Raw genomic sequence first — 26,995 nt, 5'->3', positions numbered from 1 at the left:
GCTCAGAAGCCGTTGCGGGTGCCGCCGTCGACCGGGAGCATGACGCCCGTGAGGTAGGAGGCCGCCGGGGAGAGGAAGAACGCCGCCGTGCGGCCGAACTCCTCCGGGCGGCCGTAGCGTCGCAGCGGGATCCGGGACTCGTTCCGCGCCCGCGCGGCCTCGGCGTCGCCGGACAGGGCGTCCAGCTCCCGCACCCGGTCGGTGTCGATCCGCGCCGGCAGCAGCCCGATCACGCGGATGCCGCGCGGCCCCAGCTCCACCGACAGGGACTTCGCGAAGCCCGCCAGCCCCGGCCGCAGGCCGTTGGAGATGGTCAGGCCGGGGATCGGCTCGTGCACCGAGCCCGACAGGACGAAGCCGATGACCCCGCCCTCGCCCAGTTCGGCGGCCGCCGCCCGGGCCAGCCGCACCGCGCCCAGGAAGACCGACTCGAACGCCGCCGTCCACTGCTCGTCGGTGTTGTCCGCCGCCCCGCCCGGCGGCGGGCCGCCGACGCTGATGAGGATGCCGTCCAGGCGCCCGAACCGCTCCTTGGCCCGGGCCACCAGCCGCCCCGCCGCCTGCGGGTCGGCGTTGTCCGCCGCGAGGCCCAGCGCGTCCGGGCCCAGGGCGGCGGCCGCGGCCACCGCCCGCTCCTCGTCCCGCCCGGTCAGTACGACCTTCGCGCCGTCGGCGGCCAGTTCCCGCGCGGCGGCGAAGCCCAGGCCCCGGGTCGCGCCGGTGACCACGTACACACGGTCCTTCAGTCCAAGATCCATACGGGCCAACCTACGCCGAAGCGGGCTCCGGGGACACGGCCTGCGCCGCCGCGGCCGCCTCCCGGTCGCGCCGCTCCCGGCGCACCAGGACGAGCCAGCCCACCGGCACGGCCGCCGCGAACAGCCACCACTGCACGGCGTACGCCATGTGCGGGCCGATCGAGTCGTGGTCGGGCTCCGCCACCGCCTCCGGGGCGCCGCTCGGCGGCAGGGGGGAGGTCAGCTCCAGGTAGCCGCCGAGGACCGGCCGGCCCAGGTAGGCCGCCTGCTGTTCGCTGTTGACCAGCATCACCTGGCGGTCGGGCAGCCCCTTGCGGTCCTTGATGCCGCTGGCGCCGCTGGTCTCGTCCGCCTTGAGCCGTCCGGTGACCGTCACCTCGCCCGACGGGGCGGCCGGCACCGGCGGATAGGCGGTCGGGTCGTCCGCGCCGGGCACCCAGCCCCGATTGACCAGCACCACCCGTCCGTCTCCCAGCACCAGCGGGGTCAGGACCTGGAAGCCGACCTTGTCGTCGTTCGAGGTGCGCATCCGCACGACGACCTCGTGCGCGGAGTCGTACGTACCGGTGGCCGTGACGGCACGCCAGTAGTCGGACCGCGGAACGGTGTGGCCGGGCGAGGTGACCTCCGTCACCGGAACGGGCTTCGCGGAGAGGTTCCTGGCGATCAGTTCGTTCTGGGCGACCCGGTGCTCATGGCGGTGGAACTGCCAGAACCCCAGCTTGATCATCACGGGGATGAGGACGAGGGCGATGAGGGTGAGGCACACCCACTGCCGGGTCAGCACGAAGCGGTACACGCCCATGACGGTACCCGCAAGGGAAGAGACCCCGGCGGCCGGGTGGCCTTCCGGGGTCACGGCGGGAGGAAAGGGATGGGTCAGACGCGGTCGACGATGCCCACCTTCCCCTCCGCGCGGGCGCAGTGCCCGCCGCAGAACCACTGCCCGTCGACCTCCACGCCCTGCCCGATGATCTGGACCCGGCAGTGCTCGCAGATCGGCGCCATCCGGTGGATGGCGCAGGAGAAGCAGTCGAAGACGTGCACCGCGCCCTGCGCGTGCACCTCGAAGGACATGCCGTAATCGTTTCCGCAGACCTCACAACGTGCCATGCGCCGCATGGTTCGCGGACCGGGGGGCCCGAACAAGATCCACCGGGGTGAGTCGCCGTGCCTGCACCCGCCCGGAGCAACGCCCGCCGCTACTGCTCCCCGGCGGGTGCCACGTCCCGCAGCAGCTGCGTGAAGGCCGCCTCGTCCACCACGGGGGTGCCGAAGGACCGGGCCTTGACCGTCTTGGACGTCGCGGAGTCAGGGTCGTTGGTGACGAGGAGACTGGTGAGCCGCGACACGCTCGTCGCCACATGCAGCCCGGCCTCCACGGCCCGGTCCTCCAGCAGCTCCCGGTCCACCGAGGTGTCCCCGGAGAAGGCGACCCGCATCCCCTGCTTCAGCGGCTTGCCGTCCTCGAACCGGCCCGGGTTGGGGTACGGGGAGGGCGCCAGCTTCCGCGAGGCGCGCCAGCTGCCCCCGGCCCCGTACGCCGCCTGGTAGCCGATCCGGGGCCGGGAGGGGGAGTCCGACCACTCCGTCAGCGGACGGCACTCCAGCAGGGGCAGCCGTACGCCGTCCCGCGCGGCGGCGTGCAGCGAGGGGCGGAACGCCTCCGCCAGCACCCGGGCGTCGTCCAGCGCGTGGTGGGCGCGCTGCTGGACCACGCCGAAGTGCGCCGCGAGGGACTCCAGCTTGTGGTTGGGCAGCGGCAGGTCCAGCTCCTTGGACAGGGCGATGGTGCACAGCCGCTGGCGCACCGGCGCGGCGGACGAGGCCCGCGCGTACTCCCGGGCGATCATCTGCCAGTCGAAGATGGCGTTGTGCGCGACGAGGACCCGGTCCGCGAGCCGTTCGGCGAACTCCCCGGCGATGTCCTCGAAGAGGGGCGCGTCCGAGAGCATCTCGCTGGTGAGACCGTGGATCCAGACCGGGCCCGGGTCCCGGCGCGGGTTGACCAGGCTGTACCAGTGGTCCTCGACGTTGCCCCGGGCGTCGAGCCGGTAGACGGCCGCGGAGACTATCCGGTCGTCGCGCGCGAGCCCGGTCGTCTCCACGTCGACGACCGCGTACCCCTGGGGATACGCGGCCGGCCACGTCGTGTCTGCGGTCGTACGGTCGTCGAGCATGGTCATAGAGAATACGGGCCCTCACCGACAGTCCCGGTCACCCCTGCGCCAGCAGGGCTTCCGCCAGGGCCCGTACCGACAGGGTGAACAGCCGCTCCGGGTCCGCCGGGCGGGCCAGGGCGCGGGCCAGGGCCGGATCGCCGGGTGCGGTGGCCGGCGCGTCCGCGGCGGAACCCGGGGGAGGGTCCCACAGTTCGCCCTCGCCGGGGGACTGGACGGGGGAGCGCTCGCGGTTGCGTTCCACCAGGACGAAGCCCACCACCTGGAACTGCACGGCGCGCACGGCGTCGGCCGCGCGGGCGCCGCGCAGCCCCGCCGCCCGTACCTCGGCGACCAGCGCCCGCTGGGCCGGCAGGAACATCCGCTCGGTCAGGCCGCGTTCGTGGACCATCCCGATCAGGTGCGGGTGCTCGCGCAGCTCCCGGCGCATGCCGGCGGCCACGGAGACGACGCGCTCCACCGGGGTGCGGCCGGCCGCCCGGATGGCGCCCATGTCCTGGACGGTCCGCTCCACGAGGGCGTCGAGGAGCTGCTCGCGGTTGCCCACGTGCCAGTAGATCGAGGTGACCGCGGTCCCCAGCTCCCCGGCCAGCCTGCGCATGGTGAGGGCGCCGGGGCCGTGCTCCCTGACCAGCGCGGCGGCGGCCTCCAGTACCGCCTCGCGGGTGAGCGGGCTCCTCGTCATCGGCGTCCTCCCCGGGGCCGGTGATCCTACGCGTCGTCAGTTTCCGTCCGTGCGGCCCTCTTTACCCTTCATCGGCGGCGGTGTAACTGTGTTACAGAAAGCCCGACCGAAGGGTGGTGCGGAACATGGCACGCGTACGGTACGGAGCGCGCACCGAGGCGGAGATCGCCGCGTCGCGCGAGAAGAGCTCGAACCTCCCCGACATCTGGTCCACCGGCGTCGTGGCCGTCTGGGAGACCGACCCCGATGTGGTGGCGGCCGTCCTGCCTCCGCCACTGAAGCCCGGTGAACGGCCCCTGGTCCGGGCCAACATCAGCAAGGTCGACCTGCCCGGCTACCCGCTCGGAGCCGGCTCCGTGGCCGTCGCCGCCCGGCACGGCGGGGTCGAGGGCTGGTACCCGCTGGTCATGCCGATGACCCACGAGCGCGCCCTGACCGGCGGCCGCGAGGTCTTCGGCGAGCCGAAGAAGCTGGGCGAGGTCACCGTCGAACGCGAGGGGCTGGTCGTCCGCGCCGCCCTCGCCCGGCACGGCATCGCCTTCGTGGAGGTGCGCGGGGCGGTGGACGGCGTACTGCCGCTGCCCGCGCCGGCCCGGAAGACCGACTTCTACTTCAAGTTCCTCCCCGCCGTCGACGGCTCCGGCTTCGAGGACGACCCGGTCCTCGTGCACTGCACCCGCGACGAGAAGGTCCGCAAGCTGGAGCACCTCACCGGTGACGTGGTCCTGCGCGAGTCCATGTTCGACCCCGTGGCCGACCTCCCCGTACGCCGCCTCGTCGAGCTCACCATCGGCGAGAAGACCACCGACCAGCGGGGCCGGGCCGTCGAACGGGTCAGCGCCCGGGCCCTGCTGCCCTACCTCCACCAGCGCTACGACGACCCGCAGCAGGCGTTCGACGGCCCGCCCGAGGGGGGTGCGTGACATGAGGCTCGACACCGGACAGGTGGCCGTCGTCACCGGCGCGGCCGGCGGGATCGGCCTGGCCATGGCCCGCCGCTTCGCCGCCGAGGGGCTCAGGGTGGTCCTCGCCGACATCGAGGAGGGCGCCCTGCGCAAGGCCGCCGACGCACTGCGGGCGGAGGGTGCCGAGGTCCTCGCCCGCACCGTCGACGTCAGCGACCGCGACTCCGTCGTCTCCCTCGCCGACGCCGCCTACGAAGCCTTCGGCGCGGTCCACGTCCTGTGCAACAACGCGGGCGTCGGCTCCGGCGCCGAGGGCCGCATGTGGGAGCACGAGCCCAACGACTGGAAGTGGGCCTTCTCCGTCAACGTCTGGGGCGTCTTCCACGGCATCCAGGCGTTCGTCCCCCGCATGCTCGCCGGCGGCGCCCCCGGCCACGTCGTCAACACCTCCTCCGGGGACGGCGGCATCGCCCCGCTGCCCACCGCCTCCGTGTACGCCGTCACCAAGGCGGCCGTGGTCACCATGACCGAGTCCCTCTACGCCCACCTCAGGGCGGAGGGCGCCCCCGTCGGCGCCTCCGTCCTCTTCCCCGGACCGCACATGCTGCGCACCGGGCTGTGGGAGTCGCACCGCAACCGCCCCGCGCGCTACGCCAAGCAGCGGCCGCGCACCTCCCCGTACCGCACCCTCGACCAGTACGAGTCCGCGATGCGCGCGGCCGGGCACGAGGTGCGCTTCACCCCGGTCGAGGAGGTCGCCGAGCACGTCGTCGACGGCATCCGCGCCGACCGCTTCTGGATGCTCCCGGCCAGCGAGCACAGCGACCGGCAGATCCGCGCCCGGGCGCAGTCGATGCTCGACCGGGCCAACCCCGCCTACCTCGAAAACTTCATCCTCGACTGAGGAGAAACGAGGAGAACCACCGTGAGCGCGTACGAAGACCCGTACCTGATCATCTCCTCCGACTGCCACGCCGGGCTGCCCACCGAGCAGTACCGCCCCTACCTCGACTCCCGGTTCCACCGCGCCTTCGACGAGTTCCTCGGCCAGCGCGACGCCCGCCGCGAGGAGGCCACCCGCCTCGGGGTCCGCAACGAAGCCTTCGCCCAGAAGTGGTTCCACGACCACGAGGAGGGGCTCAAGGGCGGCTGGGACAGCGCCCAGCGCCTGAAGGAACTCGACGGCGACGGGGTCGCGGCGGAGGTCGTCTTCCCCGACGCCGACGCCGTGGACAGCCAGACCGCCGCCCCCTTCGGCGTGGGCCTGGGCCTGTCCGGCGACCAGGACCCCGAGCTCGGCATGGCCGGGGCCCAGGCGCACAACCGCTGGCTCGCCGAGTTCGTCTCGCGCAGCCCCGAACGGCACTGCGGGGTGGCGCTGCTGCCTGTCACCGCCGAGCCGGCCAAGGTGGTCGCCGAGATCCACCGGGCCAAGGAGTCCGGGCTCGGCGCCCTGATGATCCCCTCCATGTGGGTGGACAAGGCCCCCTACCACGACCGCCGCTACGACCCCGTCTGGGCGGCCGCCGCCGAGACCGGTATGCCCGTCCTCACCCACTCCGGCGCCGCCCCGCGCCACGAGTACGGCGACCACCTCGGCATCTACGTCTCCGAGGTCACCTGGTGGCCCGCCCGGCCGCTGTGGTTCCTGCTGTGGTCCGGGGCCTTCGAACGCCACCCCGGGCTGAAGTTCGGCGTCGCCGAGTCGGGCTGCTGGTGGCTGCCGAACCAGCTGTGGTTCATGGACCGGCTCTACCTCGGCGCGCACGGGGGCAAGAAGCTCTCGCCCTTCGCCGAGCTGAAGCGCCCGCCCAGCGAGTACCTCGACCGGCAGGTCTTCGTCTGCGCGACCAACACCAAACGCCGCGAACTGGCGCAGCGCTACGAGATCGGCGTGGACAACATCCTGTGGGGCTCGGACTTCCCGCACCCCGAGGGCACCTGGCCCGACACCCGCACCTGGCTGGCGAAGACCTTCCACGACATCCCCGTCACCGAGACCCGGCGCATGCTGGGCCTGGCGGCGGCCGAGGTCTTCGGCTTCGACACGGCCGCCCTCGCACCGCTCGCCCGCCGGATCGGCCCCACCCCGGCCGAGCTGGGCCAGAGCCCGGACCAGGCGGCGGTGGAGGCGTCCTGGGCCCGCTCCCGCGAGACGGGACGGCACTGGCTCACCGGCGAGGACTTCCCGGTGCTGGGGGTGGGGCGGTGACGGGCGGCGACCGCTACACGGTCATCTCGGCGGACTGCCACGCGGGCGCCGACCTGCTGGACTACAAGCCGTACCTGGCCAAGCGCCACCACGACGCCTTCGACGCCTGGGCCGCCGCGTTCGTCAACCCGTACGAGGACCTCCTCGCGGACACGGCCGACCGCAACTGGAACTCCCGGCGGCGGCTGGCCGAGCTGGAGGCGGACGGGATCGTCGCGGAGGTGGTGTTCCCCAACACCATCCCGCCGTTCTTCCCCAACGCCTCCCTGATGGCCCAGCCGCCCTCGGCCGCCGAGTACGAGCTGCGCTGGGCCGGGCTCCAGGCCCACAACCGCTGGCTGGCCGACTTCTGCGCGGACGCCCCGGGCCGGCGGGCCGGGGTGGCGCAGATCCTGCTGAACGACGTGGACGCGGCGGTGCGGGAGATCCGCCGCAGCCGGGAGGACGGGCTGACGGGCGGCATCCTGCTGCCCGGCGTCCCGCCGGGCTCGACCGTGCCCGAGCTGTACGCGGAGGCGTACGACCCGATCTGGGCGGTCTGCGAGGAGCTGGACGTCCCGGTCAACCACCACGGCGGGTCGGCGTCCCCGCCCCTGGGCGAGGAACCCGCCGCCCGGGCCGTCTTCATGGTGGAGACCACCTGGTTCTCACACCGGGCCCTGTGGCACCTCATCTTCGGCGGCGCCTTCCGCCGCCACCCGGGCCTGAAGCTGGTCCTGACGGAACAGGGCTCGGGCTGGATCCCGGGCGTGCTCCAGATGCTGGACTACTACCACGGCCGCCTGGTGGCGGCTTCGGCGACGGCGGAGTCCAAGTTCGGGGCGGGTCTGGCCGCGTCCATGGGCAAGGGCCCGAGCGAGGTGTGGCGGGACAACTGCTTCGTGGGAGCGAGCTTCATGCGCCCCCACGAGGTGCCGCTCCGGGAGCGGATCGGCCTCGACAAGATCATGTGGGGCAGCGACTACCCCCACGACGAGGGCACCACCCCGTACTCCCGCGAGGGCCTGCGCATCGCGTACGCGGGCCTGCCGAGGGAGGAGGTCGCCGCGATGGTCGGCGGCAACGCCGCCCGGGTGTACGGCTTCGACCTCGCCCGCCTGGACGCGCTGGCGGCGCGGCACGGCCCGCTGGTCTCGGAGGTGGCCGAGCCGCTGACGCAGGTCCCCCCGGACGCCACCAGCCCGGCCTTCGCCCGAGGGGGCTCGGTCCGGGTCTGGTGACGGGGGCTCCCGCCGGGCGGATCACCAGGGGCTCAGCCGCTTGATCCGCTCGGGCGGGATCCGGTCGAGGCCGTCGGCGTGGACGCTCCAGCCGAGGGTGATCGTCAGCCGGTCGAGGCCGGGGCGGTCCGTGAGGCGGGCGCCGGGGGCCTGCCCCAGCCGGGACCTCCACAGCCACCCCGCCGCGGTGCTCGCCGCCCGGAGTACGGCGGTTTCCACCCCTGCCATGAGCCCTCCCCCTTGTACCCCGGGTAACCCCGTCGGATACTGATCGGTAACAACCCCTAGCGGCACCCCGGAACCGGCCCTAAGGTGCGCCCATGCCCAATCTGCCCGATGTCGTGCTGTGGTCCATACCCGCCTTCGTCCTGCTCACCGTCATCGAGGTGGTCAGCTACCGGCTCCATCCCGACGAGGACGCCGCCGGCTACGACGCCAAGGACGCGGTGACCAGCGTCACCATGGGGCTCGGCAGTATCGGTTTCGACCTGCTGTGGAAGATCCCGGTGGTCGCGGTCTTCACCGCCGTCTACGAACTGACCCCGCTGCGGGTGCCGTTCCTGTGGTGGACCGCCCTGCTGATGCTCCTCGTCCAGGACTTCCTCTACTACTGGCAGCACCGGCTCCACCACGTCATCCGCATCCTGTGGGCCTGTCACGTCGTCCACCACAGCAGCCGCCGGTTCAACCTCACCACCGCCCTGCGCCAGCCGTGGACCAGCGCGACGACCTGGTGGTTCTACCTGCCGATGGTCGCCCTCGGCGTCCACCCGGCCGCGATCCCGTTCTGCTACGGCATCAACCTGCTCTACCAGTTCTGGGTGCACACCGAGCGCATCGGGAAGCTGCCGCGCCCGTACGAGTACGTCTTCAACACCCCCTCCCACCACCGCGTCCACCACGCCTCCCAGGGCGGCTACCTGGACCGCAACTTCGGCGGGATCCTGATCGTCTGGGACCGGATGTTCGGTTCCTGGGTGGGCGAGACCGAGCGGCCCGTCTACGGCCTCACCAAGAACATCGGCACCTTCAACCCGCTGCGCGTGGCCACCCACGAGTACGCCGCCATCGCCCGCGACGTCCGCGCCGCCCGCACCTGGCGCGAGCGCGCCGGGCGTGTCTTCCGCGGCCCGGGCTGGCAGCCGGCCCCGGCCGCCACCGCGCGGCCCGCCGCCCCGTCCGCGAAGGCCACGGAGCCCGCCGCGTGAGCGCCGTCCAGGCCCGTACGCGCTCCGTTGCCGCCGGCACCGGGCGGGCCGGCCGGATCCTGCTCGGCGCCTTCGCCGCGGCCTCGGCCGTCGACCTCGTCTCGCTCCTGGCCGGCTGGCACCCGGGCCACCTGGTCGCCAAGCCGCTGCTGATGCCGCTGCTGGTGGCGTACGTGCTCACCTACCCCCGCAGCCCTTCGGGCACGGCTGGCGCCCCCGGCGCCCCCCGGCTGCTGGTCGCCGCCCTGCTGTTCGGCTGGGGCGGGGACCTCGCCCTGCTCTTCGACGCCGAGCCCGCCTTCCTCGCCGGCATGGGCTCCTTCGCCGCCGGGCACGTCTGCTATCTGCTCCTCTTCGGCCGCGCCCGGACGAGCCCCGCCCTCGGGGGCGCGTACGCCGTGGCGCTCGTGGGGACGGTCGCGCTGCTGTGGGGGGACCTGCCGGCCGGGCTGCGGATCCCCGTCGCCGGCTACAGCCTGCTGCTGGCCTCCATGGCGTACCGCTCCAGCGCCCTCGGCCGGGTCGCGGGGGCGGGCGGGGCGCTGTTCCTGCTCTCCGACACCCTCATCGCGACGGGGGTGGCGCAGTGGCCGCAGCTGCCGCGCCCCGACTTCTGGATCATGGCCACCTATCTGGCGGCCCAGTACCTGCTGGCCCGCGGAGCACTCCACCGGTACCAGGCGTACGGTAGGGAAGTCATACAAGACTGAACCAACCCTTCCGGAGGGCTGCACCACCATGCGTGCCACCGTCATCCACGCCCCGCACGACATCCGCGTGGAGGAGGTGCCCGACGCTGCGATCCAGCGCCCCGAGGACGCCGTCGTCCGCGTCCTGCGTGCCTGCATCTGCGGCAGCGACCTGTGGGCCTACCGCGGCGAGGCCCAGCGCCAGCCCGGCCAGCGCATCGGCCACGAGTTCCTCGGCGTCGTCGAGGAGACCGGCTCCGCCGTCTCCGGCCTGAAGGCCGGCGACCTGGTCGTGGCCCCCTTCATGTGGTCGGACGGCACCTGCGCCTACTGCTCCGAGGGCCTGTACACCTCCTGCCCGCACGGCGGCTTCTGGGGCTCGGTCGGCTTCGACGGCGGCCAGGGCGAGGCCGTACGCGTCCCGCACGCCGACGGCACCCTGGTGAAGCTGCCCGCCGCGGCCGCCTCGGACGACCACCTGCTGACCGGCCTGCTCGCCCTCTCCGACGTCATGGGCACCGGCCACCACGCCGCCCTGGGCGCGGGCGTCCGCGCCGGCTCCACCGTCGCCGTCGTCGGTGACGGCGCCGTCGGCCTGTGCGGAGTCCTGGCGGCCAAGCGGCTCGGCGCCGAGCGGATCATCGCGCTCGGCCGCCACAGCGCCCGCACCGACATCGCGAAGCTCTTCGGCGCCACCGATGTGGTGGCCGAGCGCGGTGAGGCGGCCGAGGCGGCCGTCCGCGAGCTGACCGGCGGCCAGGGCGCGCACGCCGTCATCGAGGCCGTCGGCACCGAGCAGTCCATGCGCACGGCCGTGAACATCACCCGCGACGGCGGCGCCATCGGCTACGTCGGCGTCCCGCACGGCAGTGGCACCGGCCTGGACCTCGGGGTGATGTTCGACCGCAACATCAGCCTGCGCGGCGGTGTGGCACCGGTCCGCGCGTACATCCCGGAGCTGCTGGAGGACGTGCTCAGCGGCGCCATCGACCCGGCGCCCGTCTTCGACCGGGCGGTGTCCCTGGAGCAGGTCCCGGACGGCTACCGCGCGATGGACGACCGCAGCGCCCTCAAGGTCATGATCACGCTCTGACCGGACGGCGGCGGCCCGTCCGCCGGGCCGCCGCCGGCTCCGCTACCGCTTCACGGCCTTGAGGGCGTCGACCACGCCCGAGCCGTAGAAGCCCGTCTGGCCCCACTTGGCCTGGCAGGTGGTGGCGTCGATCAGGTTCCCGGTGCCGTCGTAAATCTTGTCCGGGCAGGCCGTCTTCGTCGCCTGGGCCTTGAGCATCGTCTGGAGCTGCGACGGGGTGGCCCCCGGGTGCGCGCTCTTGAGCAGGGCCGCGACGCCGGCCACGTGCGGGGTGGCCATCGAGGTGCCCTGCTTGTAGCCGTAGCCGCCGCCCGGGAGGGTGGACAGGATGCGGCCGTTGGCGTCCGGGGTGGCCGGGACCTGCCACTTGTCGCCGCCGGGGGCGGCCACGTCCACGACACCGAGGCCGTAGCTGGAGTAGTACGAGCGGAAGCCCTTGTCGCCGGTCGCGCTGACCGTGACCACGCCCGGCAGCTGGGCGGGCAGGTCCAGGCAGACCTTCGGGTCTATGGTGCGCGGCACGGGGGTGGCGTCGTCCGGGCTGGTGTCGTCGGTGATCGAGTCGGCGGCCAGGTCCCAGTTCTCGTTGCCGGCCGCGGCCACGTTCAGCACGCCCTTGCGCTCGGCGTACTTGCCGGCCCGGGTGAGGGCCTCCACGAGCGCCTTCTGGTCGTCGTCGGTCTTGCAGTTGAAGTACCAGGGATCGACGTAGTAGCTGTTGTTGGTCACCGCGATCCCCTTCTCCGCGGCGAACATGAACCCGCAGACCACCGCCTCGGTGTAGAAGAGGCTGGTCCCGGGCTCGCTCACCTTGATCGCGGCCACCTTGACGCCCGGCGCCACACCGCTGACCCCTGTGCCGTTGCGCGCGGCGGCGATGGTGCCCGCCACGTGCGTGCCGTGGTCGCTGCCGTCGGGGTACGGGCGCCACGCGCCGTCGGTGGTGTCCGCGACCCCGCCGACGCAGTTGGCGGACTGGCCCTTGGAGAAGTTCGGGGCGAGGTCGGGGTGGGTGTCGTCCACGCCCGTGTCGATGACGCCGACGGTGACGTCCGGGCTGCCCGCGTTGATCGTCTGGGCCTGGTCGGCCCTGATCGCCCGCAGGTCCCACTGGTTGGCCTCCAGGGGTTCCTGCCCCGGCCCGGCCTGCGCGGCGGCCCGTGCCGCGTCCGCGTCGCTGAGCCGCTGGGTGGTGCCCTCCTCGGTGGTCTGCACCGTCTTGAGAGGGGCCGTACGGGTGGCTCCCACGGACACGAACAGGTTCCGCTGGCCCCGCAGCTGCTTGGCGAAGTCCGGGTTCTGGGAATGTGCGACGACGACGCCGATCTGGTCATAGGACGTCACCACCGTCCCGCCGGCCTGCTCGATGGCCTTCTTGGCCTGCCCGGCCGTTCCGTACGCGGTCAGGTTCGCCACGTAGGAGAGCGCGGGGCCGGTGGCGGTGGCCGTCCCGGCCCCCGCGGCCGTCGCCGAGCCCGCCGTGCTGCCCAGCGGCGTGGCCGAGGCAGCCACCGAGGGCAGGAAGGCGAGTGAGGCCGTGAGCGCCAGGCCGACCGGTACGGCGAGGGCGCGCCGGCGGCCGGATCCCAGATGAGCCATGGGTTCTCCACATCATCCGTGAATGAGCAGTCCGCACGCGGTCGCGCCGGACGCGTTCATGACACGCGAACCTAGCGCTGACGCTCCCCTTTGCGCCATCAGTTCGAGGAATCGGCCGTTCAGAACGCGGAGCGGCCCAGGAAACGGCGGGTGTTGAACCGTCCCGGCGCGCCGGCCGTGCCGTTCACCGGGGGGCTCAGCACCACCGCCCCCCACACGGAGGTTGTTTTGCACGTCCCCACCGCACCCGCGTCACAAGGAGAACCCCCCGTGACCACGCAAGCAGCGCCGCCGCCGGGCGGCGCGGGACCGGCCCCGGCACAGGTCCCGGCCGAAGAGTTCACGCGCGTCCAGCAGAGCCCCGAGTTCAGCGAACTGCGCAGCGCCCACCGCTCCTTCGCCTTCCCGCTCACCGTGGCGTTCATCGCCTGGTACCTGCTCTACGTCCTGCTGTCCAACTACGCGGGCGCCTTCATGGGGACCAGGCTCTTCGGCAACGTCAACGTCGCCCTCGTGCTCGGGCTCGCCCAGTTCGCGACGACCTTCCTGATCGCCTGGCTGTACTCGCGCCACGCCGCCGCGAAGCTCGACCCCCGGGCACGGGCCATCAAGAACCGTCTGGAGGCCGGGGAATGAGCGCCCTGACGCACCTGACGGTGGCCGCGGGCGCCACCGAGCACCGCCCGCTGATCATCACCCTCTTCGGACTGTTCGTCGTCGCCACCCTCGTCGTCACCGTCTGGGCCGGCCGCCAGACCAAGGACGCCGCCGACTTCTACGCCGGCGGACGCCAGTTCACCGGCTTCCAGAACGGCCTGGCCATCTCCGGCGACTACATGTCCGCCGCCTCCTTCCTCGGCATCGCCGGAGCCATCGCCCTCTTCGGGTATGACGGCTTCCTCTACTCCATCGGCTTCCTCGTCGCCTGGCTGGTGGCCCTGCTGCTGGTGGCCGAACCGCTGCGCAACTCCGGCCGCTACACGATGGGTGACGTGCTCGCGTACCGGATGCGCCAGCGGCCCGTCCGCACCGCCGCCGGTACCTCCACCATCGTGGTCTCGATCTTCTACCTGCTCGCGCAGATGGCCGGCGCCGGCGTGCTCGTCTCCCTGCTCCTGGGCATCACCGCCGACGGCGGCAAGATCGCCGTGGTGGCCCTGGTCGGCGTGCTGATGATCGTCTACGTGACCATCGGCGGCATGAAGGGCACCACCTGGGTGCAGATGATCAAGGCGGTGCTGCTGATCGCGGGCACCCTGCTGATCACCTTCCTGGTGCTGCTGAAGTTCCACTTCAACATCTCCGCCCTGCTCGGCCAGGCCGCCGAGCACAGCGGCCAGGGGCCGAAGTTCCTGGAGCCGGGCCTGAAGTACGGCAAGGACGCGCTGACCAAGCTGGACTTCCTCTCCCTCGGCCTCGCCCTGGTCCTGGGCACCGCCGGCCTGCCGCACATCCTGATCCGCTTCTACACGGTGCCCACCGCCAAGGCCGCCCGTAAGTCGGTGAACTGGGCCATCGGCATCATCGGCGCCTTCTACCTGATGACGATCGCCCTCGGCTTCGGCGCCGCGGCCCTGCTCGACCGCGACGACATCATCAAGTCCAACAAGGCGGGCAACACCGCGGCCCCGCTGCTCGCCCAGGCCGTCGGCGGCGGCCCCGACTCCACCGGCGGCGCGGTCCTCCTCGCGGTGATCTCCGCGGTGGCCTTCGCCACCATCCTCGCCGTGGTCGCGGGCCTCACCCTGGCCTCCTCCTCGTCCTTCGCGCACGACATCTACGTCAACGTCATTCGCAAGGGGAAGGCCACCGAGAAGGAGGAGGTGCGCGCCGCCCGCTGGTCCACCGTGGTCATCGGCGCCGTCGCGATCTTCCTCGGGGCCCTGGCCCGTGACATGAACGTCGCCGGCCTGGTCGCCCTCGCCTTCGCGGTCGCCGCCTCCGCCAACCTCCCGACGATCCTCTACAGCCTCTTCTGGAAGCGCTTCACCACCCAGGGCGCCCTGTGGTCCATCTACGGCGGCCTGATCTCGGCCGTCGGCCTGGTGCTCTTCTCGCCGGTGGTCTCCGGGAAGCCCACCTCCATGTTCAAGGACGCCGACTTCTACTGGTTCCCGCTGGAGAACCCGGGCATCATCTCGATCCCGCTCGGCTTCCTCCTCGGCTGGCTGGGAACGGTCCTGTCCAAGGAGGAGGCCGACCCGCAGAAGTTCGCCGAGCTGGAGGTACGCTCCCTCACCGGCACCGGGGCCCACTGACCGGCGGCTGCCCGAAACCGCACGAACACCCTGCGTGGCCGCGTCGTACGTCCCTACGACGCGGCCGCGTCACCTCTCGTTCGTTCCGGCATCCCTGCGGGACACAAGGGTCGCGTAGGCTCGATCCATAGAACCTCTAGATCCGGACAGGGGAGGGGGGCCCACAGTGCTTCTCGACACGTACGGCCGCGTGGCCACTGACCTGCGCGTCTCGCTCACCGACCGGTGCAACCTGCGCTGTACCTACTGCATGCCCGAAGAGGGCCTGCAATGGCTGGGGAAGTCCGATCTGCTCAGCGACGACGAGATCGTGCGGCTGATCCGCATCGCCGTCACCCAACTGGGCATCACCGAGGTCCGCTTCACCGGCGGCGAGCCGCTGCTGCGGCCGGGCCTCGTCGGGATCGTCGAACGGTGCGCCGCCCTGGAGCCCCGCCCGCAGATGTCGCTGACCACCAACGGCATCGGCCTCAAGCGCACCGCCCAGGCCCTCAAGGCCGCCGGACTGGACCGAGTGAACGTTTCGCTCGACACCCTGCGCCCCGAGGTCTTCAAGGCCCTCACCCGCCGCGACCGCCACCACGACGTGATCGACGGAATGGCCGCCGCCCGCGCCGCCGGACTCACCCCCGTCAAGGTCAACGCCGTCCTGATGCCCGGGCTCAACGACGACGAGGCCCCCGACCTGCTCGCCTGGGCCGTCGAGAACGAGTACGAGCTCCGCTTCATCGAGCAGATGCCCCTCGACGCCCAGCACGGCTGGAAGCGCGAGGGCATGATCACCGCCGGGGACATCCTCCAGTCCCTGCGTACCCGCTTCACCCTCACCGAAGAGGGCTCCGAGGAGCGCGGCTCCGCCCCCGCCGAGCGCTGGGTGGTCGACGGCGGCCCCGCCACCGTCGGGGTCATCGCCTCCGTCACCCGCCCCTTCTGCGGCGCCTGCGACCGCACCCGGCTCACCGCCGACGGCCAGGTCCGCACCTGCCTGTTCGCCACCGAGGAGTCCGACCTGCGCTCCGCGCTGCGCTCGGGCGCCCCGGACGAGGAGATCGCCCGCCTGTGGAAGGTGGCGATGTGGGGCAAGAAGGCCGGCTCCGGCCTCGACGACCCCTCCTTCCTCCAGCCCGACCGCCCCATGTCGGCGATCGGCGGCTGAGGAAGAGGCTGAGGAAGCGGCTGAGCACAGCCCCCCGCAGCAGCACCGCACGGCCCTCCCGGAAAAGCACCGGGAGGGCCGACGCGCGTCTCAGCGCTCCGAGCCCTCCGGCTGCACCCACTCGTCGAGCTTCACGACGTCCTTGAGGAAACCCCGGACCCCCAGGAACTGGGAGAGGTGCTCGCGGTGCTCCTCGCACGCCAGCCAGGTCTTGCGCCGCTGCGGCGTGTGCAGCTTCGGGTTGTTCCACGCCAGGACCCAGACGGCCGCGTCGCGGCAGCCCTTGGCGGAGCAGGTGGGGGTATCGGAAGAGGTCACGGCCCCACCCTACAAACGAAAGGAAACGAAAAGGGCGACGCCGGGCAGCCACGGGGGGAGCTGCCCGGCGTCGGTCCGTCGCTCCGACGGGGGATGCGGAGCGCGTAGGCAGTATGTCACGCAGGACCCGGTGCGGTGCACCGGAACTTCATGATTGATCTGAGGTTTTCCTGAGGTTCCCCGGCTCCAGCGCGGGGCGCACCGGGGCCGGTACGAAGTTCGACGGCAGCGAGGGCGCCGACTCGCGCCCGGCGTTGGCGATGACCACCGCGATGTACGGCAGGAGCAGGCCGGCGGCGAGCGTCACCAGGGCCACATGGCGTTCCACGTTCCACAGGACCACCGTGGCGATCACCGACAGGGTCCTGATGCCCATCGAGATCACGTACCGGCGCTGGCGCCCCCGTACGTCTTCCGCGAGTCCCATCCGGGCGCCGGTGATCCGGAAGACCTCGGCCCCGTTCCGTTTCGTCCGCTGCATACCACCACGGTACGCCGCCTCCCGGGCGGCGGGGACAAGGGGGTACCGCCTGAACGGAGCCGCCCGGCATGCGTGAACCGCCCCCCGGCCCGAGACTGGGCCCACATGCGCACACCGCGCCACGAGGAGGCTCGACATGTCCTGGTTGTGGGCGATCATCGTCGGTTTCGTGCTGGGTCTCATAGCCCGGGCCATCCTGCCCGGCAAGCAGCACCAGCCACTCTGGCTGACCACCGTCTTCGGCATCATCGGCGGGGTCCTCGGCAACGCCGTGGCCACCTGGATCGGCGTCCACGACACCCGTGGCATCGACTGGATCCGCCACCTGCTCCAGCTCGCCGGAGCCGTCCTCATCGTCGGGGTCGGCGACATGGCCTACCTGGCCTTCCGGGGCGACAGGCGCCGCACGGCATAGCCCCCGCCGGCACCGCCGGGCACGACGAAGGGGCCGGCGCCGACTCCCGTCCGCACCGGCCCCCCGCTGCGCCGCCGTCTCAGGCGCCGGTCACCTCGACCGCCGCCAGGTTCTTCTTGCCGCGCCGCAGCACCAGCCACCGCCCGTGCAGCAGCTCCTCCCGCGCCGGGACCGCGTCCTCGGCGGTGACCTTCACGTTGTTCACGTAGGCACCGCCCTCCTTGACGGTCCGGCGCCCGGCGGACTTGCTGGCGACCAGGCCGGTCTCCGCGAACAGGTCCACCACCGGGGCCAGCTCCGGCACCCGCGCGTGCGGCAGCTCGGACAGGGCCGCGGCCAGCGTGGACTCGTCCAGGTCCGCCAGCTCACCCTGCCCGAACAGCGCCTTCGACGCCGCGATGACGGCCGCGCACTGCTCCGCGCCGTGCACCAGCGTGGTGAGCTCCTCGGCCAGCGCCCGCTGCGCGGCCCGCGCCTGCGGACGCTCGGCGGTCTGCGCCTCCAGCTCCTCCAGCTCCTCGCGGGACTTGAAGGACAGGATCCGCATGTAGGTGGAGATGTCCCGGTCGTCCACGTTCAGCCAGAACTGGTAGAACGCGTACGGGGTGGTCATCTCCGGGTCGAGCCAGACGGCCCCGCTCTCGGACTTGCCGAACTTGGTGCCGTCCGCCTTGACCATCAGCGGGGTCGCCAGCGCGTGCACCTGGGCCTGCGGCTCCAGGCGGTGGATCAGGTCCAGGCCGGCCGTCAGGTTGCCCCACTGGTCCGAGCCGCCCTGCTGGAGGGTGCAGCCGTAGCGACGGTACAGCTCCAGGAAGTCCATGCCCTGGAGCAGCTGGTAGCTGAACTCCGTGTAGCTGATGCCCTGGTCGGACTCCAGCCGCTTGGCGACCGAGTCCTTCGTCAGCATCTTGTTGACGCGGAAGTGCTTGCCGATGTCCCGCAGGAACTCGATCGCGGACATGCCCGCGGTCCAGTCCAGGTTGTTGACCATGACGGCGGCGTTCTCGCCCTCGAAGGACAGGAACGGCTCGATCTGCGTGCGCAGGCGCGTCACCCAGTTCGCGACGGTCTCCGGGTCGTTCAGCGTCCGCTCGGCCGTCGGCCGCGGGTCGCCGATCTGCCCGGTCGCCCCGCCGACCAGCGCCAGCGGGCGGTGACCCGCCTGCTGGAGCCGGCGCACGGTCAGCACCTGCACCAGGTGTCCCACGTGCAGCGAGGCGGCCGTCGGATCGAAGCCGCAATAGAACGTGACGGGGCCGTCCGCGAACGCCTTGCGCAGCGCTTCTTCATCGGTGGACTGGGCGAACAGTCCGCGCCACTTCAGTTCGTCGACGATGTCCGTCACGGTCTCTCGACTCCTTACGAAATGTGGAAATGCCGTGCTCAGTCTAGGTGCGTCAGACGCCCTTGCTGACCGAACTCATGTTGAAGTCCGGGATGCGGACGGCGGGCATCGCGGCCCGTGTGAACCAGTCGCCCCACTCGCGCGGCAGGGTCCGCTCGGTGCGCCCCGCCTCGGTGGCGCGGGAGAGCAGATCCACCGGGGACTCGTTGAAGCGGAAGTTGTTCACCTCGCCCGTGACCTGCCCGTTCTCCACCAGGTAGACCCCGTCCCGGGTCAGGCCCGTCAGCAGCAGCGTCGCCGGATCGACCTCGCGGATGTACCAGAGACAGGTCAGCAGCAGACCCCGCTCGGTGTCCGCCACCATCTCCTCCAGCGACTTCTCCCCGCCGCCCTCCAGGATCAGGTTCCCGAAGGCCGGCGCGAGCGGCAGACCGGTCAGCCCGGCGCTGTGCCGGGTCGTGGTCAGCCGGGCCAGCTCGCCCCCGCTGATCCACTCGGTCGCCGGCACGGGCAGGCCGTTGTCGAACACCGAGGCGTCGTCGCCCGAGCTGTGCGCGATCACGAACGGCGCCGACTCCAGGCCGGGCGCGTTCGGGTCGCTGCGCAGGGTCAGCGGCAGCTGCGAGAGCCGCTCGCCGATCCGCGTGCCGCCGCCCGGCTTGGAGAAGACCGTCCGGCCCTCCGCCGCGTCCCGGGCCGCCGCCGACCACATCTGGTAGATCAGCAGGTCGGCCACGGCCGTGGGCGGCAGCAGGGTCTCGTACCGGCCCGCCGGCAGCTCGACCTTCCGCTCGGCCCAGCCGAGGCGGACGGCGAGCTCGGCGTCGAGGACGGTGGGGTCCACGTCCTTGAAGTCCCGGGTGGCGCGGCCGGCCCAGGCCGAGCGGAGCCGGTCCGGGGACTTGGCGTTGAGCTCCAGGGTGCCGTTCGGCTGGTCGTGGCGCAGCCGCAGCCCCGTCGAGGTGCCCACGTAGGTGGAGACGAGCTCGTGGTGGGCGAAGCCGTACAGCTCCCGGCCGCCCGCGCGGGCCCGGGCGAACGCCTCGCCGAGGGCCGGGGCGAAGTCCGCGAACACCGCCGAGGAGGTCTCGTCCGGAGCGTCCGCGAAGTCCGGCGAGGCCGGGGTCCCGGTCACCAGCGGCTGGGCGTCCTCGGCCGGTCCGGCGGCGCGCGCGGCCGCCTCGGCGGCCCGTACCAGCGGCTCCAGGTCGGCCGCGGTCACCGCGGAGCGGGAGACGACCCCCGAGGCCGTGCCCTGCCCGCCGTCCACGGTGGCGATGACGGTGAGGGTCCGGCCGCGGGTGACGCCGTTGGTGGTCAGCGCGTTCCCGGCCCAGCGCAGGTTGGCGCTGGACTCCTCGTCGGCGATGACCACGCAGCCGTCGGCGGTGGACAGCTCCAGGGCCCGCTCGACGATCTCATGGGGCTTGGTACGGCTCATCGGCCGGCCTCCTGGGTGGTGTTCAGGATGTTCACGTCGCGGAAGAGGGCCGACGGGCAGCCGTGCGAGACCGCCGCGACCTGGCCCGGCTGGGCCTTGCCGCAGTTGAAGGCGCCGCCCAGGACGTAGGTCTGCGGTCCGCCGACCTTCTCCATGGAGCCCCAGAACTCGGTGGTCGTGGCCTGGTAGGCGACGTCGCGCAGCTGCCCGGCCAGCCGGCCGTTCTCGATCCGGAAGAAGCGCTGCCCGGTGAACTGGAAGTTGTAGCGCTGCATGTCGATCGACCAGGAGCGGTCGCCGACCACGTAGATCCCGCGCTCCACCCCGCCGATCAGGTCCTCGGTGGACAGCCCGCCCGGGTCCGGCTGGAGCGAGACGTTCGCCATCCGCTGCACCGGCACGTGCCCGGGGGAGTCGGCGTAGGCGCAGCCGTTGGAACGGCCGAGGCCGGTGAGCTTCGCGATCCGCCGGTCCAGCTGGTAGCCGGCCAGGACCCCGTCCTTGACCAGGTCCCAGCTCTGCGCCTCGACGCCCTCGTCGTCGTAGCCGACGGTGGCCAGGCCGTGCTCGGCGGTCCGGTCGCCGGTCACGTTCATGATCGAGGAGCCGTACTTGAGCGTGCCCAGCTGGTCGAAGGTGGCGAACGAGGTCCCCGCGTACGCCGCCTCGTAGCCCAGGGCGCGGTCGAGCTCGGTGGCGTGGCCGATGGACTCGTGGATGGTGAGCCACAGGTTGGACGGGTCCACGACCAGGTCGTAGCGGCCCGCCCGCACGCTCGGGGCCCGCATCTTCTCGGCCAGCAGGCCCGGGATCTGCTCCAGCTCGGCGTTCCAGTCCCAGCCGGTGCCGGTCAGGTACTCCCAGCCGCGCCCGGCGGGCGGGGCGATGGTGCGCATGGAGTCGAACTCGCCGGTGGTGGCGTCGACGGCGACGGCGGTCAGCTGAGGGTGGACGCGGACCCGCTGCTGGGTGGTCGTGGTGCCCGCGGTGTCGGCGTAGAACTTGTTCTCGTGGACGGCGAGCAGGGAGGCGTCCACGTGCGCGACGCCCTCGGCGGCCAGCAGCCGGGAGCTCCAGTCGGCGAGCAGCGCCGACTTCTCGGCGTCCGGCACCGCGAAGGGGTCCACGTCGTAGGCGGAGATCCAGGTCTTGTCGGCGTGCACCGGCTCGTCGGCCAGCTCCACCCGCTCGTCGGAGCCCGCCGCCTTGATGACCTGCGCCGACAGCTTCGCCATGGCCACCGCCTGCGAGGCCACCTTGGCCGCGCCGTCCATGGTCAGGTCCACGCCGGACGCGAACCCCCAGCTGCCGCCGTGGACGACCCGGACCGCGTAGCCGAGGTCGGTGGTGTCGGAGCCGCCGGCGGGCTTGGCGTCGCGCAGCCGCCAGGAGGCGCTGCGGATCCGCTCCAGACGGAAGTCGGCATGGTCGGCGCCCAGCGCGCGCGCCCGCGCGAGCGCCGCGTCGGCGAGCGCCCGCAGGGGCAGCGCGGTGAAGGCCGCGTCGATGGAATGGGCCACGGGGGTCCTCCCGGGGTCGGGGACGGTCGGCTCGATCATGTCGCGATCAGGGCTCAGGTGACCACAGGTTTCTGTAGGTATTCGACAGAGCGGGTCCCAAGGCCCTGTCGGAGCCCGATTCTCCGGATCTCGGGCGTGACCTATAGGTTTTTGCTACTCAGACAGCTAAGCGAAAGGGTGATCCGTTGAGCCGCTCGGTTCTCGTCACCGGAGGAAACCGGGGCATCGGCCTCGCCATCGCCCGTGCCTTCGCCCAGGCCGGCGACAAGGTCGCGATCACGTACCGCTCGGGTGAGCCCCCGCAGGAGCTCGCCGAGCTCGGCGTGCTGGCCGTGCGCTGCGACATCACCGACTCCGATCAGGTGGAGCAGGCATACAAGGAGATCGAGGCCAAGCACGGCAACGTCGAGGTGCTGGTGGCGAACGCCGGTATCACCAAGGACACGCTGCTGATGCGGATGTCGGAGGAGGACTTCGCCTCCGTCGTCGACACCAACCTCACGGGCACCTTCCGTGTCGTCAAGCGCGCCAACCGTGGCATGCTGCGGGCGAAGAAGGGCCGTGTGGTCCTGATCTCCTCGGTCGTCGGCCTGCTGGGCGGCGCCGGCCAGGCCAACTACGCCGCCTCGAAGGCGGCGCTGGTGGGCTTCGCCCGCTCGCTCGCCCGCGAGCTCGGCTCCCGCAACATCACCTTCAACGTCGTCGCCCCCGGTTTCGTGGACACCGACATGACGAAGGTGCTCAGCGACGAGCAGCGCGCGGGCATCCTTACGCAGGTGCCGCTGGCGCGCTACGCGCAGCCCGAGGAGATCGCGGCCGCCGTGAGCTTCCTGGCGTCCGACGACGCCGCGTACATCACCGGAGCCGTCATTCCCGTTGACGGCGGATTGGGCATGGGTCACTGATCACCATGAGCGGAATTCTCGAGGGCAAGCGCATCCTCATCACCGGCGTGCTGATGGAGTCCTCCATCGCTTTCCACGCCGCCAAGCTGGCCCAGGAGCAGGGCGCCGAGGTCATCCTGACGGCCTTCCCGCGGCCGACGCTGACCGAGCGCATCGCCAAGAAGCTCCCCAAGCCCGCCAAGGTGATCGAGCTCGACGTCACCAACGAGGAGCACCTCGGCCGGCTGGAGCAGCTGGTCCGCGACGAGCTCGGCGGCCTCGACGGCGTCGTGCACTCCATCGGCTTCGCGCCGCAGGACGCGCTCGGCGGCAACTTCCTCAACACCCCGTTCGAGTCGGTCTCCACGGCCATGCACGTGTCGGCGTTCTCGCTGAAGTCGCTGACCATGGCCTGCAAGCCGCTGTTCCCGCACGAGGGCGCGGCCGTCGTCGGCATGACCTTCGACGCGCAGTTCGCCTGGCCGCAGTACGACTGGATGGGCCCGGCCAAGGCCGCGCTGGAGGCCACCAGCCGCTACCTCGCCCGTGACCTGGGCAAGGAGAACATCCGCGTCAACCTGGTCTCGGCCGGTCCGATCAGCTCCATGGCCGCCAAGTCCATCCCCGGCTTCGGCGAGCTCGCGGACGTCTGGAACTCCCGCTCCATGCTGGAGTGGGACAAGACCGACCCGGAGCCGGCGGGCAAGGCCATCGTGGCCCTGCTGTCCGACTGGTTCCCGAAGACCACGGCGGAGATCGTCCACGTGGACGGCGGCCTGCACGCGATGGGCGCCTGACGCTCCCGCGATCCACTGATGGCGGTGGCCGCGCATCCCTCCGGGGAGGCGCGGCCACCGCCTTCTGTACGGCTGCTCGATCGGACGTTCGCCCTCCGACCGGATCTTTCCGAGTCGAAAACCGGGGCACATGCCTGCAAACTGACCTGGCCGGGATCTTCCCGGTGGGTTCGGGGAGGAGGTACGGGCGTGCGTGCGAGACCGAGCCGAGCGGTATCGCTGCTGGTCACCTCGGTGGCCCTGACCGGACTCCTGATCCCGGGGGCCCTCGCGCAGCCCGGCGGGCCGGGGCCCGTTCCCGGGCCCGAGGCGGCGCCCCAGGCGGCGGTGAACCTCGCCGAGATCCCCGCCGAACCACCCGTCCGGCCCGAGGACCCCGCCGCCCGTGAGCTGTACGGCTCCGACTGCGACACCGAGATCGACGGTTCGCAGGTGATCGCGTACTGCCACAACGGCTTCCCGGAGACCGACCTGCTCCGCCTCCATGTGGAGTGCGAACGCTGGTGGGACCTGGACGGCGACAGCGCCCTCGTCCCCCTGGACCCGGCCGGCCGCACCCGCCTGACGGGCCGCTGCTGGAAGGAGGTCCGCACCGCCTGGGTCAGCCACCAGCGCCCGTCGCCTCCGCCCAAGAGGGGCTAGCGCCGAGCCTTGCCCAGGCAGACGAACGGGTAGCCCGCCGCCTCCGAGGCGGCCGTGTCCCCCTCCCCGCGCCGGATCGCCCCGATCAGGCGGGCGTGGTCCAGGTGGTCCTCCGGGTGGAGCTCGGTGCCGACGTCCGCCCGCAGCCACTGGGCCACCAGGTCGCCCAGGTCCGCGTACAGCTCGATCAGCACCTCGTTGTGCGAGGCCGTCACCACCGCCATGTGCAGGGCGACGTCCGCGCTCACGAAGAGCTCCGCGTCCCCGCTCGCCCACGCCTCCTCGCGCCGGGCCAGTAGCGCGTCCAGCTGGAGCAGGTCCCGCTCGGTGCGCCGCTCGGCGGCCAGCCGGGCCGCCGAGGACTCCAGCGTCGAGCGCAGCTCCGCGATGTGCCGGGGGTCGGCCCCGGCGAAGCGCCGGTGCATCACCCCGGCCAGCTCGCTGGTGGCCAGCACGTACGTGCCGGAACCCTGGCGGATGTCCAGGAGGCCGTTGTGCGCGAGGGCGCGGACGGCCTCGCGCACGGTGTTGCGGGCGACGCCCATCAGCTCCACCAGCTCGGGCTCGGTGGGGATCCGGCTGCCGACCGGCCACTCGCCGGAGGTGATCTGGTTCCTGAGCTGGGCGATCACCTGGTCGACGAGCGCGGAACGCCGGGGCGAGGTCAACGGCATGGGGGCGGGGCCTCTCGGGAACGGGCTGCAGGGCGGGTCAAGTGTGACAGGGAGAAACTGGACAACCAATCATCCCATGATTCTATGATGGCGGGATGCGCGACGAAGAGATCCAGACCCTGAACCGCCCGGCGGCCCCGCGCGGTTCCGCCGGACGCCCGGGCGCCGCCCCGGCCCCCACCCCCGCCGACCCCCAGTGGCTCGGACCCGTACTCGTCGCCGGCATCGTGCTGGCCGCCCTCAACCTGCGGCCCGCCATCACCAGCCTCGGCGCCCTTTTCGAAGAGGCCCGCGAGGGCCTCCACATGAGCGGCACCGTCGCCGGGCTGATCACCTCCGTCCCCGCGCTCTGCTTCGCCGTCTTCGGCGTCACCGCCCCCCGGCTCTCGCGCCGCTTCGGCCCCGCCGCCGTGGTCTGCGCCGGCATGGCCGCCGTCGCCGCCGGCCTGCTGATCCGGCCCTTCGCGCACAGCGCCGCCGCCTTCCTCGCCGCCAGCGCCCTGTCCCTGGCCGGCATAGCCCTGACCAACGTGCTGCTGCCCGTCATCGTCAAGCGCTGGTTCCCCGACCGCGTCGGCACCATGACCGGCCTGTACTCCATGGCCCTGGCCGCCGGCACCTCCCTCGCCGCCGCCACGACCGTCCCGCTGACCTCCGCCCTCGGCGGCGACTGGCGCACCGGTCTGCTCGTCTGGGCCGCGCTCGCCGTGGTGGCCGTCCTGCCCTGGCTGCCCGTCGCCGCCGCCGGCCGCCGGGAGAAGGCCGCCGCGCCCGTCACCGCCGTACGGGAGGACGCCGGTCCCTCCGTCATGCGCAGCCGCACCGCCTGGGCCCTCGCCTGCTACTTCGGCCTCCAGGCCACCGGCGCCTACGTCACCATGGGCTGGCTCCCGCAGATCTTCCGCGACGCCGGGGTCTCCGCCTCCACCGCGGGCGTGCTCCTCGCCGTCACCATGGTCATGGGCGTCCCGCTCGCCTTCGTCATCCCGGGCCTCGCCGGACGGATGCGCCACCAGGGCCCCATCGCCGCCGCCCTCGGCGTCTTCGGCCTCGTCGGCTACCTCGGGCTCTACCTCGCCCCCGCCGCCGGAGCCTGGGCCTGGGCCCTGCTGCTCGGCGTCTCCAACTGCGCCTTCCCCCTCGTCATCACGATGATCGGACTGCGCGCCAAGTCGCCCGCCGGGGTCGTCAAGCTCTCCGCCTTCGCCCAGAGCACCGGCTACCTGATCTCCATCCCCGGCCCGCTGGTCATCGGCACCCTCTACCAGCACAGCGGCGGCTGGGACCTGCCGCTCGCCCTCATGGCCGGCCTCCTCGTCCCGCAGGTCGTCCTCGGAGTCCTCGCGGGCCGGGACCGCACGATCGAGGACGAATGCGGCATGCGAGACTGAGCGGCATGTCGCCCGTACTCGAACCCGACCCGCAGAACGGCCACCGCAAGCTCGGCCTCGTGCTGGGAGCGATGCTCCTCGTGACCGTGGTCGTGGCCGTCATCGCCACCCTCGCCTCCCCCTGACACCCCGCCCGGCCGGTCTGGGTGGGGATAACCCCACCCTCCCCTAGGGGGCCAGGATCAGGGTCGGGTGGGGTGTGCCCCGGATGGGAACCGCGGCACCGGATCCATAGATTCGAAGCAGCGAGCCAGTCCCCACCCGAAGAACCCGGAGGCGGCCATGCCGGCCACCACGCACACCCCGTACCGCCCCGCCGCTCCCCGCCCCCGCGCGTACGCCCACACCGGCGCCCGGCTGCACTGGTGGGCCCTGGCCCTGCCCGCCCTCGCCTTCGGCCTCCTCCTGCTGCTGCTCGCCGGCTCCGGCCAGGCCCAGGCCGCCCCCGCCGAGCCCTCCGGACTCCTCCAGGTCACCCACCAACTGCTCCGCGCCGTCGGCTGACCCGGACACCGGAACACGCCCTCCCCGTGCGGGGGACGGCGCCCCCAACGCCCTGAGCCCGACGGCCCGTTTCATGCGAAGCTGGGCCCATGAGCGCCGACACACCCCGCAGGATCGCCCTCCTCCGGCACGCCAAGGCCGACTGGCCCCAGACGGCCGACCACGACCGCCCGCTGGCGGACCGCGGCCGCAGGGAGGCACCGGCCGCCGGCCTGAAGCTGGCCGAGACCGGCATCACCTTCGACTTGGCCCTCTGCTCCACCGCCGTCCGCACCCGCGAGACCTGGAAGCTCGCCGTCCACGAACTTCCGCACCGGCCGCGGACCGCCTACGAGGAGCGGATCTACGACGCCTCCCCGGGCGAGCTCATCGCCCTGCTCAACGAGACGCCGGACGAGGTCGCCGACCTCCTCGTCATCGGCCACAACCCCGGCATGCACGCCCTGGCCGACATCCTCTGCGGGCGCGCGGAGGGCGACACCCGGGCCCGCATGGACCGCACCGGCTTCCCGACCGCCGCCCTGGCCGTCGTCTCCTTCACCGGCTCCTGGAAGACCCTGGAGCCCGGCGTGGGAACCCTGCTGGACTACTGGACCCCCGAAGAGCACTGACCGGCC

At 72.3% G+C, this 26,995-nt stretch carries 31 protein-coding genes; 18 read left to right on the top strand and 13 right to left on the bottom strand.

The genetic code is table 11. The annotated features are described in order from the left end of the window. Positions 1 to 2: 2 nt before the first annotated feature. From ABZ716_RS08125 to ABZ716_RS08105, 5 genes are all read right to left on the bottom strand, one after another. Positions 3 to 758: an SDR family oxidoreductase gene (locus ABZ716_RS08125; protein ID WP_358813872.1), complete on the bottom strand. Its 756-nt coding sequence runs from the start codon at positions 756 to 758 to the stop codon at positions 3 to 5. Between the two features lie 10 nt (positions 759 to 768). Further along, the gene (locus ABZ716_RS08120) at positions 769 to 1,557 is read right to left on the bottom strand and encodes an SURF1 family protein (protein ID WP_358957514.1); all 789 of its coding nucleotides are present in this window, start codon (positions 1,555 to 1,557) and stop codon (positions 769 to 771) included. A gap of 80 nt (positions 1,558 to 1,637) precedes the next feature. Continuing rightward, on the bottom strand, positions 1,638 to 1,871 hold the full coding sequence (locus ABZ716_RS08115) for a hypothetical protein (RefSeq protein ID WP_351890894.1): 234 nt from the start codon (positions 1,869 to 1,871) through the stop codon (positions 1,638 to 1,640). A gap of 89 nt (positions 1,872 to 1,960) precedes the next feature. Further along, a complete protein-coding gene (locus ABZ716_RS08110) occupies positions 1,961 to 2,944 on the bottom strand; it encodes a DEDDh family exonuclease (RefSeq protein ID WP_351890896.1) in 984 nt (327 codons plus the stop codon). A 31-nt stretch (positions 2,945 to 2,975) separates the two neighbouring features. Beyond that, positions 2,976 to 3,623 carry a helix-turn-helix domain-containing protein gene (locus ABZ716_RS08105; protein ID WP_358813874.1) on the bottom strand — a complete coding sequence of 216 codons (648 nt, stop codon included), beginning with the start codon at positions 3,621 to 3,623 and terminating at the stop codon, positions 2,976 to 2,978. 125 nt (positions 3,624 to 3,748) lie between these two features. On the opposite strand from ABZ716_RS08105, the gene ABZ716_RS08100 reads away from it, so the two are divergent. The 4 genes from ABZ716_RS08100 to ABZ716_RS08085 are packed head-to-tail and all read left to right on the top strand — an operon-like array spanning position 3,749 to position 7,960. Then, positions 3,749 to 4,546 (top strand): acetoacetate decarboxylase family protein, encoded by a 798-nt coding sequence (locus ABZ716_RS08100; RefSeq protein ID WP_358813875.1) that lies wholly within the window; start codon positions 3,749 to 3,751, stop codon positions 4,544 to 4,546. A gap of 1 nt (position 4,547) precedes the next feature. Beyond that, positions 4,548 to 5,432, top strand: coding sequence for an SDR family NAD(P)-dependent oxidoreductase (locus ABZ716_RS08095; protein WP_358813876.1), 885 nt, complete (start codon positions 4,548 to 4,550; stop codon positions 5,430 to 5,432). A 21-nt stretch (positions 5,433 to 5,453) separates the two neighbouring features. Beyond that, positions 5,454 to 6,740: an amidohydrolase family protein gene (locus ABZ716_RS08090; protein WP_358813877.1), complete on the top strand. Its 1,287-nt coding sequence runs from the start codon at positions 5,454 to 5,456 to the stop codon at positions 6,738 to 6,740. Further along, the gene (locus tag ABZ716_RS08085) at positions 6,737 to 7,960 is read left to right on the top strand and encodes an amidohydrolase family protein (RefSeq protein WP_358957511.1); all 1,224 of its coding nucleotides are present in this window, start codon (positions 6,737 to 6,739) and stop codon (positions 7,958 to 7,960) included. The genes ABZ716_RS08090 and ABZ716_RS08085 overlap by 4 nt, the downstream gene beginning before the upstream one ends. A gap of 21 nt (positions 7,961 to 7,981) precedes the next feature. On the opposite strand, the gene ABZ716_RS08080 is transcribed toward ABZ716_RS08085, so the two are convergent. Beyond that, positions 7,982 to 8,188 carry a hypothetical protein gene (locus ABZ716_RS08080; protein WP_358957508.1) on the bottom strand — a complete coding sequence of 69 codons (207 nt, stop codon included), beginning with the start codon at positions 8,186 to 8,188 and terminating at the stop codon, positions 7,982 to 7,984. Between the two features lie 92 nt (positions 8,189 to 8,280). On the opposite strand from ABZ716_RS08080, the gene ABZ716_RS08075 reads away from it, so the two are divergent. From ABZ716_RS08075 to ABZ716_RS08065, 3 genes are read left to right on the top strand one after another with little or no spacing between them, the layout of a single operon-like run. Beyond that, a complete protein-coding gene (locus ABZ716_RS08075) occupies positions 8,281 to 9,168 on the top strand; it encodes a sterol desaturase family protein (RefSeq protein ID WP_358957506.1) in 888 nt (295 codons plus the stop codon). After that, positions 9,165 to 9,878: a lysoplasmalogenase gene (locus ABZ716_RS08070; protein WP_358813880.1), complete on the top strand. Its 714-nt coding sequence runs from the start codon at positions 9,165 to 9,167 to the stop codon at positions 9,876 to 9,878. Before ABZ716_RS08075 ends, ABZ716_RS08070 begins: the two co-directional genes overlap by 4 nt. Before the next feature lie 28 nt (positions 9,879 to 9,906). Then, positions 9,907 to 10,950 carry a zinc-dependent alcohol dehydrogenase family protein gene (locus tag ABZ716_RS08065; protein WP_358957504.1) on the top strand — a complete coding sequence of 348 codons (1,044 nt, stop codon included), beginning with the start codon at positions 9,907 to 9,909 and terminating at the stop codon, positions 10,948 to 10,950. A gap of 42 nt (positions 10,951 to 10,992) precedes the next feature. Here the strand turns inward: ABZ716_RS08065 and ABZ716_RS08060 are convergent, their stop codons facing one another. Next, positions 10,993 to 12,549 (bottom strand): S8 family serine peptidase, encoded by a 1,557-nt coding sequence (locus ABZ716_RS08060; RefSeq protein WP_358957502.1) that lies wholly within the window; start codon positions 12,547 to 12,549, stop codon positions 10,993 to 10,995. Positions 12,550 to 12,819: 270 nt separating this feature from the next. Here ABZ716_RS08060 and ABZ716_RS08055 point away from each other — a divergent pair, with 270 nt between their 5' ends. The 3 genes from ABZ716_RS08055 to moaA all read left to right on the top strand — a co-directional run bounded on the left by ABZ716_RS08055 (position 12,820) and on the right by moaA (position 15,963). Continuing rightward, the gene (locus tag ABZ716_RS08055; protein ID WP_358813883.1) at positions 12,820 to 13,185 is read left to right on the top strand and encodes a DUF485 domain-containing protein; all 366 of its coding nucleotides are present in this window, start codon (positions 12,820 to 12,822) and stop codon (positions 13,183 to 13,185) included. After that, on the top strand, positions 13,182 to 14,807 hold the full coding sequence (locus tag ABZ716_RS08050) for a cation acetate symporter (RefSeq protein ID WP_358957500.1): 1,626 nt from the start codon (positions 13,182 to 13,184) through the stop codon (positions 14,805 to 14,807). The genes ABZ716_RS08055 and ABZ716_RS08050 overlap by 4 nt, the downstream gene beginning before the upstream one ends. Before the next feature lie 166 nt (positions 14,808 to 14,973). Then, on the top strand, positions 14,974 to 15,963 hold the full coding sequence (gene moaA, locus ABZ716_RS08045) for a GTP 3',8-cyclase MoaA (protein ID WP_355965507.1): 990 nt from the start codon (positions 14,974 to 14,976) through the stop codon (positions 15,961 to 15,963). Between the two features lie 90 nt (positions 15,964 to 16,053). Here moaA and ABZ716_RS08040 read toward each other — a convergent pair whose 3' ends face one another. Both ABZ716_RS08040 and ABZ716_RS08035 read right to left on the bottom strand, forming a co-directional pair. Further along, positions 16,054 to 16,281 (bottom strand): hypothetical protein, encoded by a 228-nt coding sequence (locus ABZ716_RS08040; RefSeq protein ID WP_358957498.1) that lies wholly within the window; start codon positions 16,279 to 16,281, stop codon positions 16,054 to 16,056. A gap of 148 nt (positions 16,282 to 16,429) precedes the next feature. Further along, positions 16,430 to 16,762 carry a DUF3099 domain-containing protein gene (locus tag ABZ716_RS08035; RefSeq protein WP_351890930.1) on the bottom strand — a complete coding sequence of 111 codons (333 nt, stop codon included), beginning with the start codon at positions 16,760 to 16,762 and terminating at the stop codon, positions 16,430 to 16,432. A gap of 136 nt (positions 16,763 to 16,898) precedes the next feature. On the opposite strand from ABZ716_RS08035, the gene ABZ716_RS08030 reads away from it, so the two are divergent. Continuing rightward, on the top strand, positions 16,899 to 17,177 hold the full coding sequence (locus ABZ716_RS08030; protein WP_358813886.1) for a GlsB/YeaQ/YmgE family stress response membrane protein: 279 nt from the start codon (positions 16,899 to 16,901) through the stop codon (positions 17,175 to 17,177). A 79-nt stretch (positions 17,178 to 17,256) separates the two neighbouring features. On the opposite strand, the gene tyrS is transcribed toward ABZ716_RS08030, so the two are convergent. The 3 genes from tyrS to ABZ716_RS08015 are packed head-to-tail and all read right to left on the bottom strand — an operon-like array spanning position 17,257 to position 21,486. Beyond that, positions 17,257 to 18,525 carry a tyrosine--tRNA ligase gene (tyrS, locus tag ABZ716_RS08025; protein ID WP_358957496.1) on the bottom strand — a complete coding sequence of 423 codons (1,269 nt, stop codon included), beginning with the start codon at positions 18,523 to 18,525 and terminating at the stop codon, positions 17,257 to 17,259. A 52-nt stretch (positions 18,526 to 18,577) separates the two neighbouring features. Then, positions 18,578 to 19,966: a metallopeptidase TldD-related protein gene (locus ABZ716_RS08020; RefSeq protein ID WP_351890937.1), complete on the bottom strand. Its 1,389-nt coding sequence runs from the start codon at positions 19,964 to 19,966 to the stop codon at positions 18,578 to 18,580. After that, a complete protein-coding gene (locus ABZ716_RS08015; protein ID WP_358957783.1) occupies positions 19,963 to 21,486 on the bottom strand; it encodes a TldD/PmbA family protein in 1,524 nt (507 codons plus the stop codon). Before ABZ716_RS08015 ends, ABZ716_RS08020 begins: the two co-directional genes overlap by 4 nt. 185 nt (positions 21,487 to 21,671) lie before the next feature. Between ABZ716_RS08015 and fabG the strand changes: the two genes are divergently transcribed. From fabG to ABZ716_RS08000, 3 genes are all read left to right on the top strand, one after another. Beyond that, a complete protein-coding gene (fabG, locus tag ABZ716_RS08010; protein ID WP_358813888.1) occupies positions 21,672 to 22,391 on the top strand; it encodes a 3-oxoacyl-[acyl-carrier-protein] reductase in 720 nt (239 codons plus the stop codon). 5 nt (positions 22,392 to 22,396) lie between these two features. Beyond that, positions 22,397 to 23,167, top strand: a complete 771-nt coding sequence (gene fabI, locus ABZ716_RS08005; protein ID WP_351890942.1) for an enoyl-ACP reductase FabI — start codon at positions 22,397 to 22,399, stop codon at positions 23,165 to 23,167. A 189-nt stretch (positions 23,168 to 23,356) separates the two neighbouring features. After that, positions 23,357 to 23,809: a hypothetical protein gene (locus tag ABZ716_RS08000; protein ID WP_358957493.1), complete on the top strand. Its 453-nt coding sequence runs from the start codon at positions 23,357 to 23,359 to the stop codon at positions 23,807 to 23,809. Here ABZ716_RS08000 and ABZ716_RS07995 read toward each other — a convergent pair. After that, on the bottom strand, positions 23,806 to 24,483 hold the full coding sequence (locus ABZ716_RS07995) for a FadR/GntR family transcriptional regulator (protein WP_358957491.1): 678 nt from the start codon (positions 24,481 to 24,483) through the stop codon (positions 23,806 to 23,808). The two genes, ABZ716_RS08000 and ABZ716_RS07995, sit on opposite strands and share 4 nt — an antisense overlap. A 95-nt stretch (positions 24,484 to 24,578) precedes the next feature. On the opposite strand from ABZ716_RS07995, the gene ABZ716_RS07990 reads away from it, so the two are divergent. From ABZ716_RS07990 to ABZ716_RS07975, 4 genes are all read left to right on the top strand, one after another. After that, entirely contained in the window at positions 24,579 to 25,874 is a 1,296-nt protein-coding gene (locus ABZ716_RS07990; protein ID WP_358957489.1) for an MFS transporter, read from the top strand. Positions 25,875 to 25,879: 5 nt separating this feature from the next. Next, on the top strand, positions 25,880 to 25,999 hold the full coding sequence (locus ABZ716_RS07985; protein ID WP_358813892.1) for an SGM_5486 family transporter-associated protein: 120 nt from the start codon (positions 25,880 to 25,882) through the stop codon (positions 25,997 to 25,999). A 157-nt stretch (positions 26,000 to 26,156) separates the two neighbouring features. Continuing rightward, complete coding sequence (locus ABZ716_RS07980; RefSeq protein ID WP_351890953.1) at positions 26,157 to 26,378, top strand: hypothetical protein; 222 nt, start codon at positions 26,157 to 26,159, stop codon at positions 26,376 to 26,378. A gap of 89 nt (positions 26,379 to 26,467) precedes the next feature. Further along, the gene (locus tag ABZ716_RS07975; RefSeq protein ID WP_358813893.1) at positions 26,468 to 26,989 is read left to right on the top strand and encodes a histidine phosphatase family protein; all 522 of its coding nucleotides are present in this window, start codon (positions 26,468 to 26,470) and stop codon (positions 26,987 to 26,989) included. The last annotated feature ends 6 nt before the right edge of the window (positions 26,990 to 26,995 follow it).

Source organism: Streptomyces sp. NPDC006687 (assembly GCF_040636215.1).
Lineage (GTDB): Bacteria > Actinomycetota > Actinomycetes > Streptomycetales > Streptomycetaceae > Streptomyces.
Note: the sequence above shows the minus strand (reverse complement) of the source record. Positions and strands in the feature narration are given on the sequence as shown.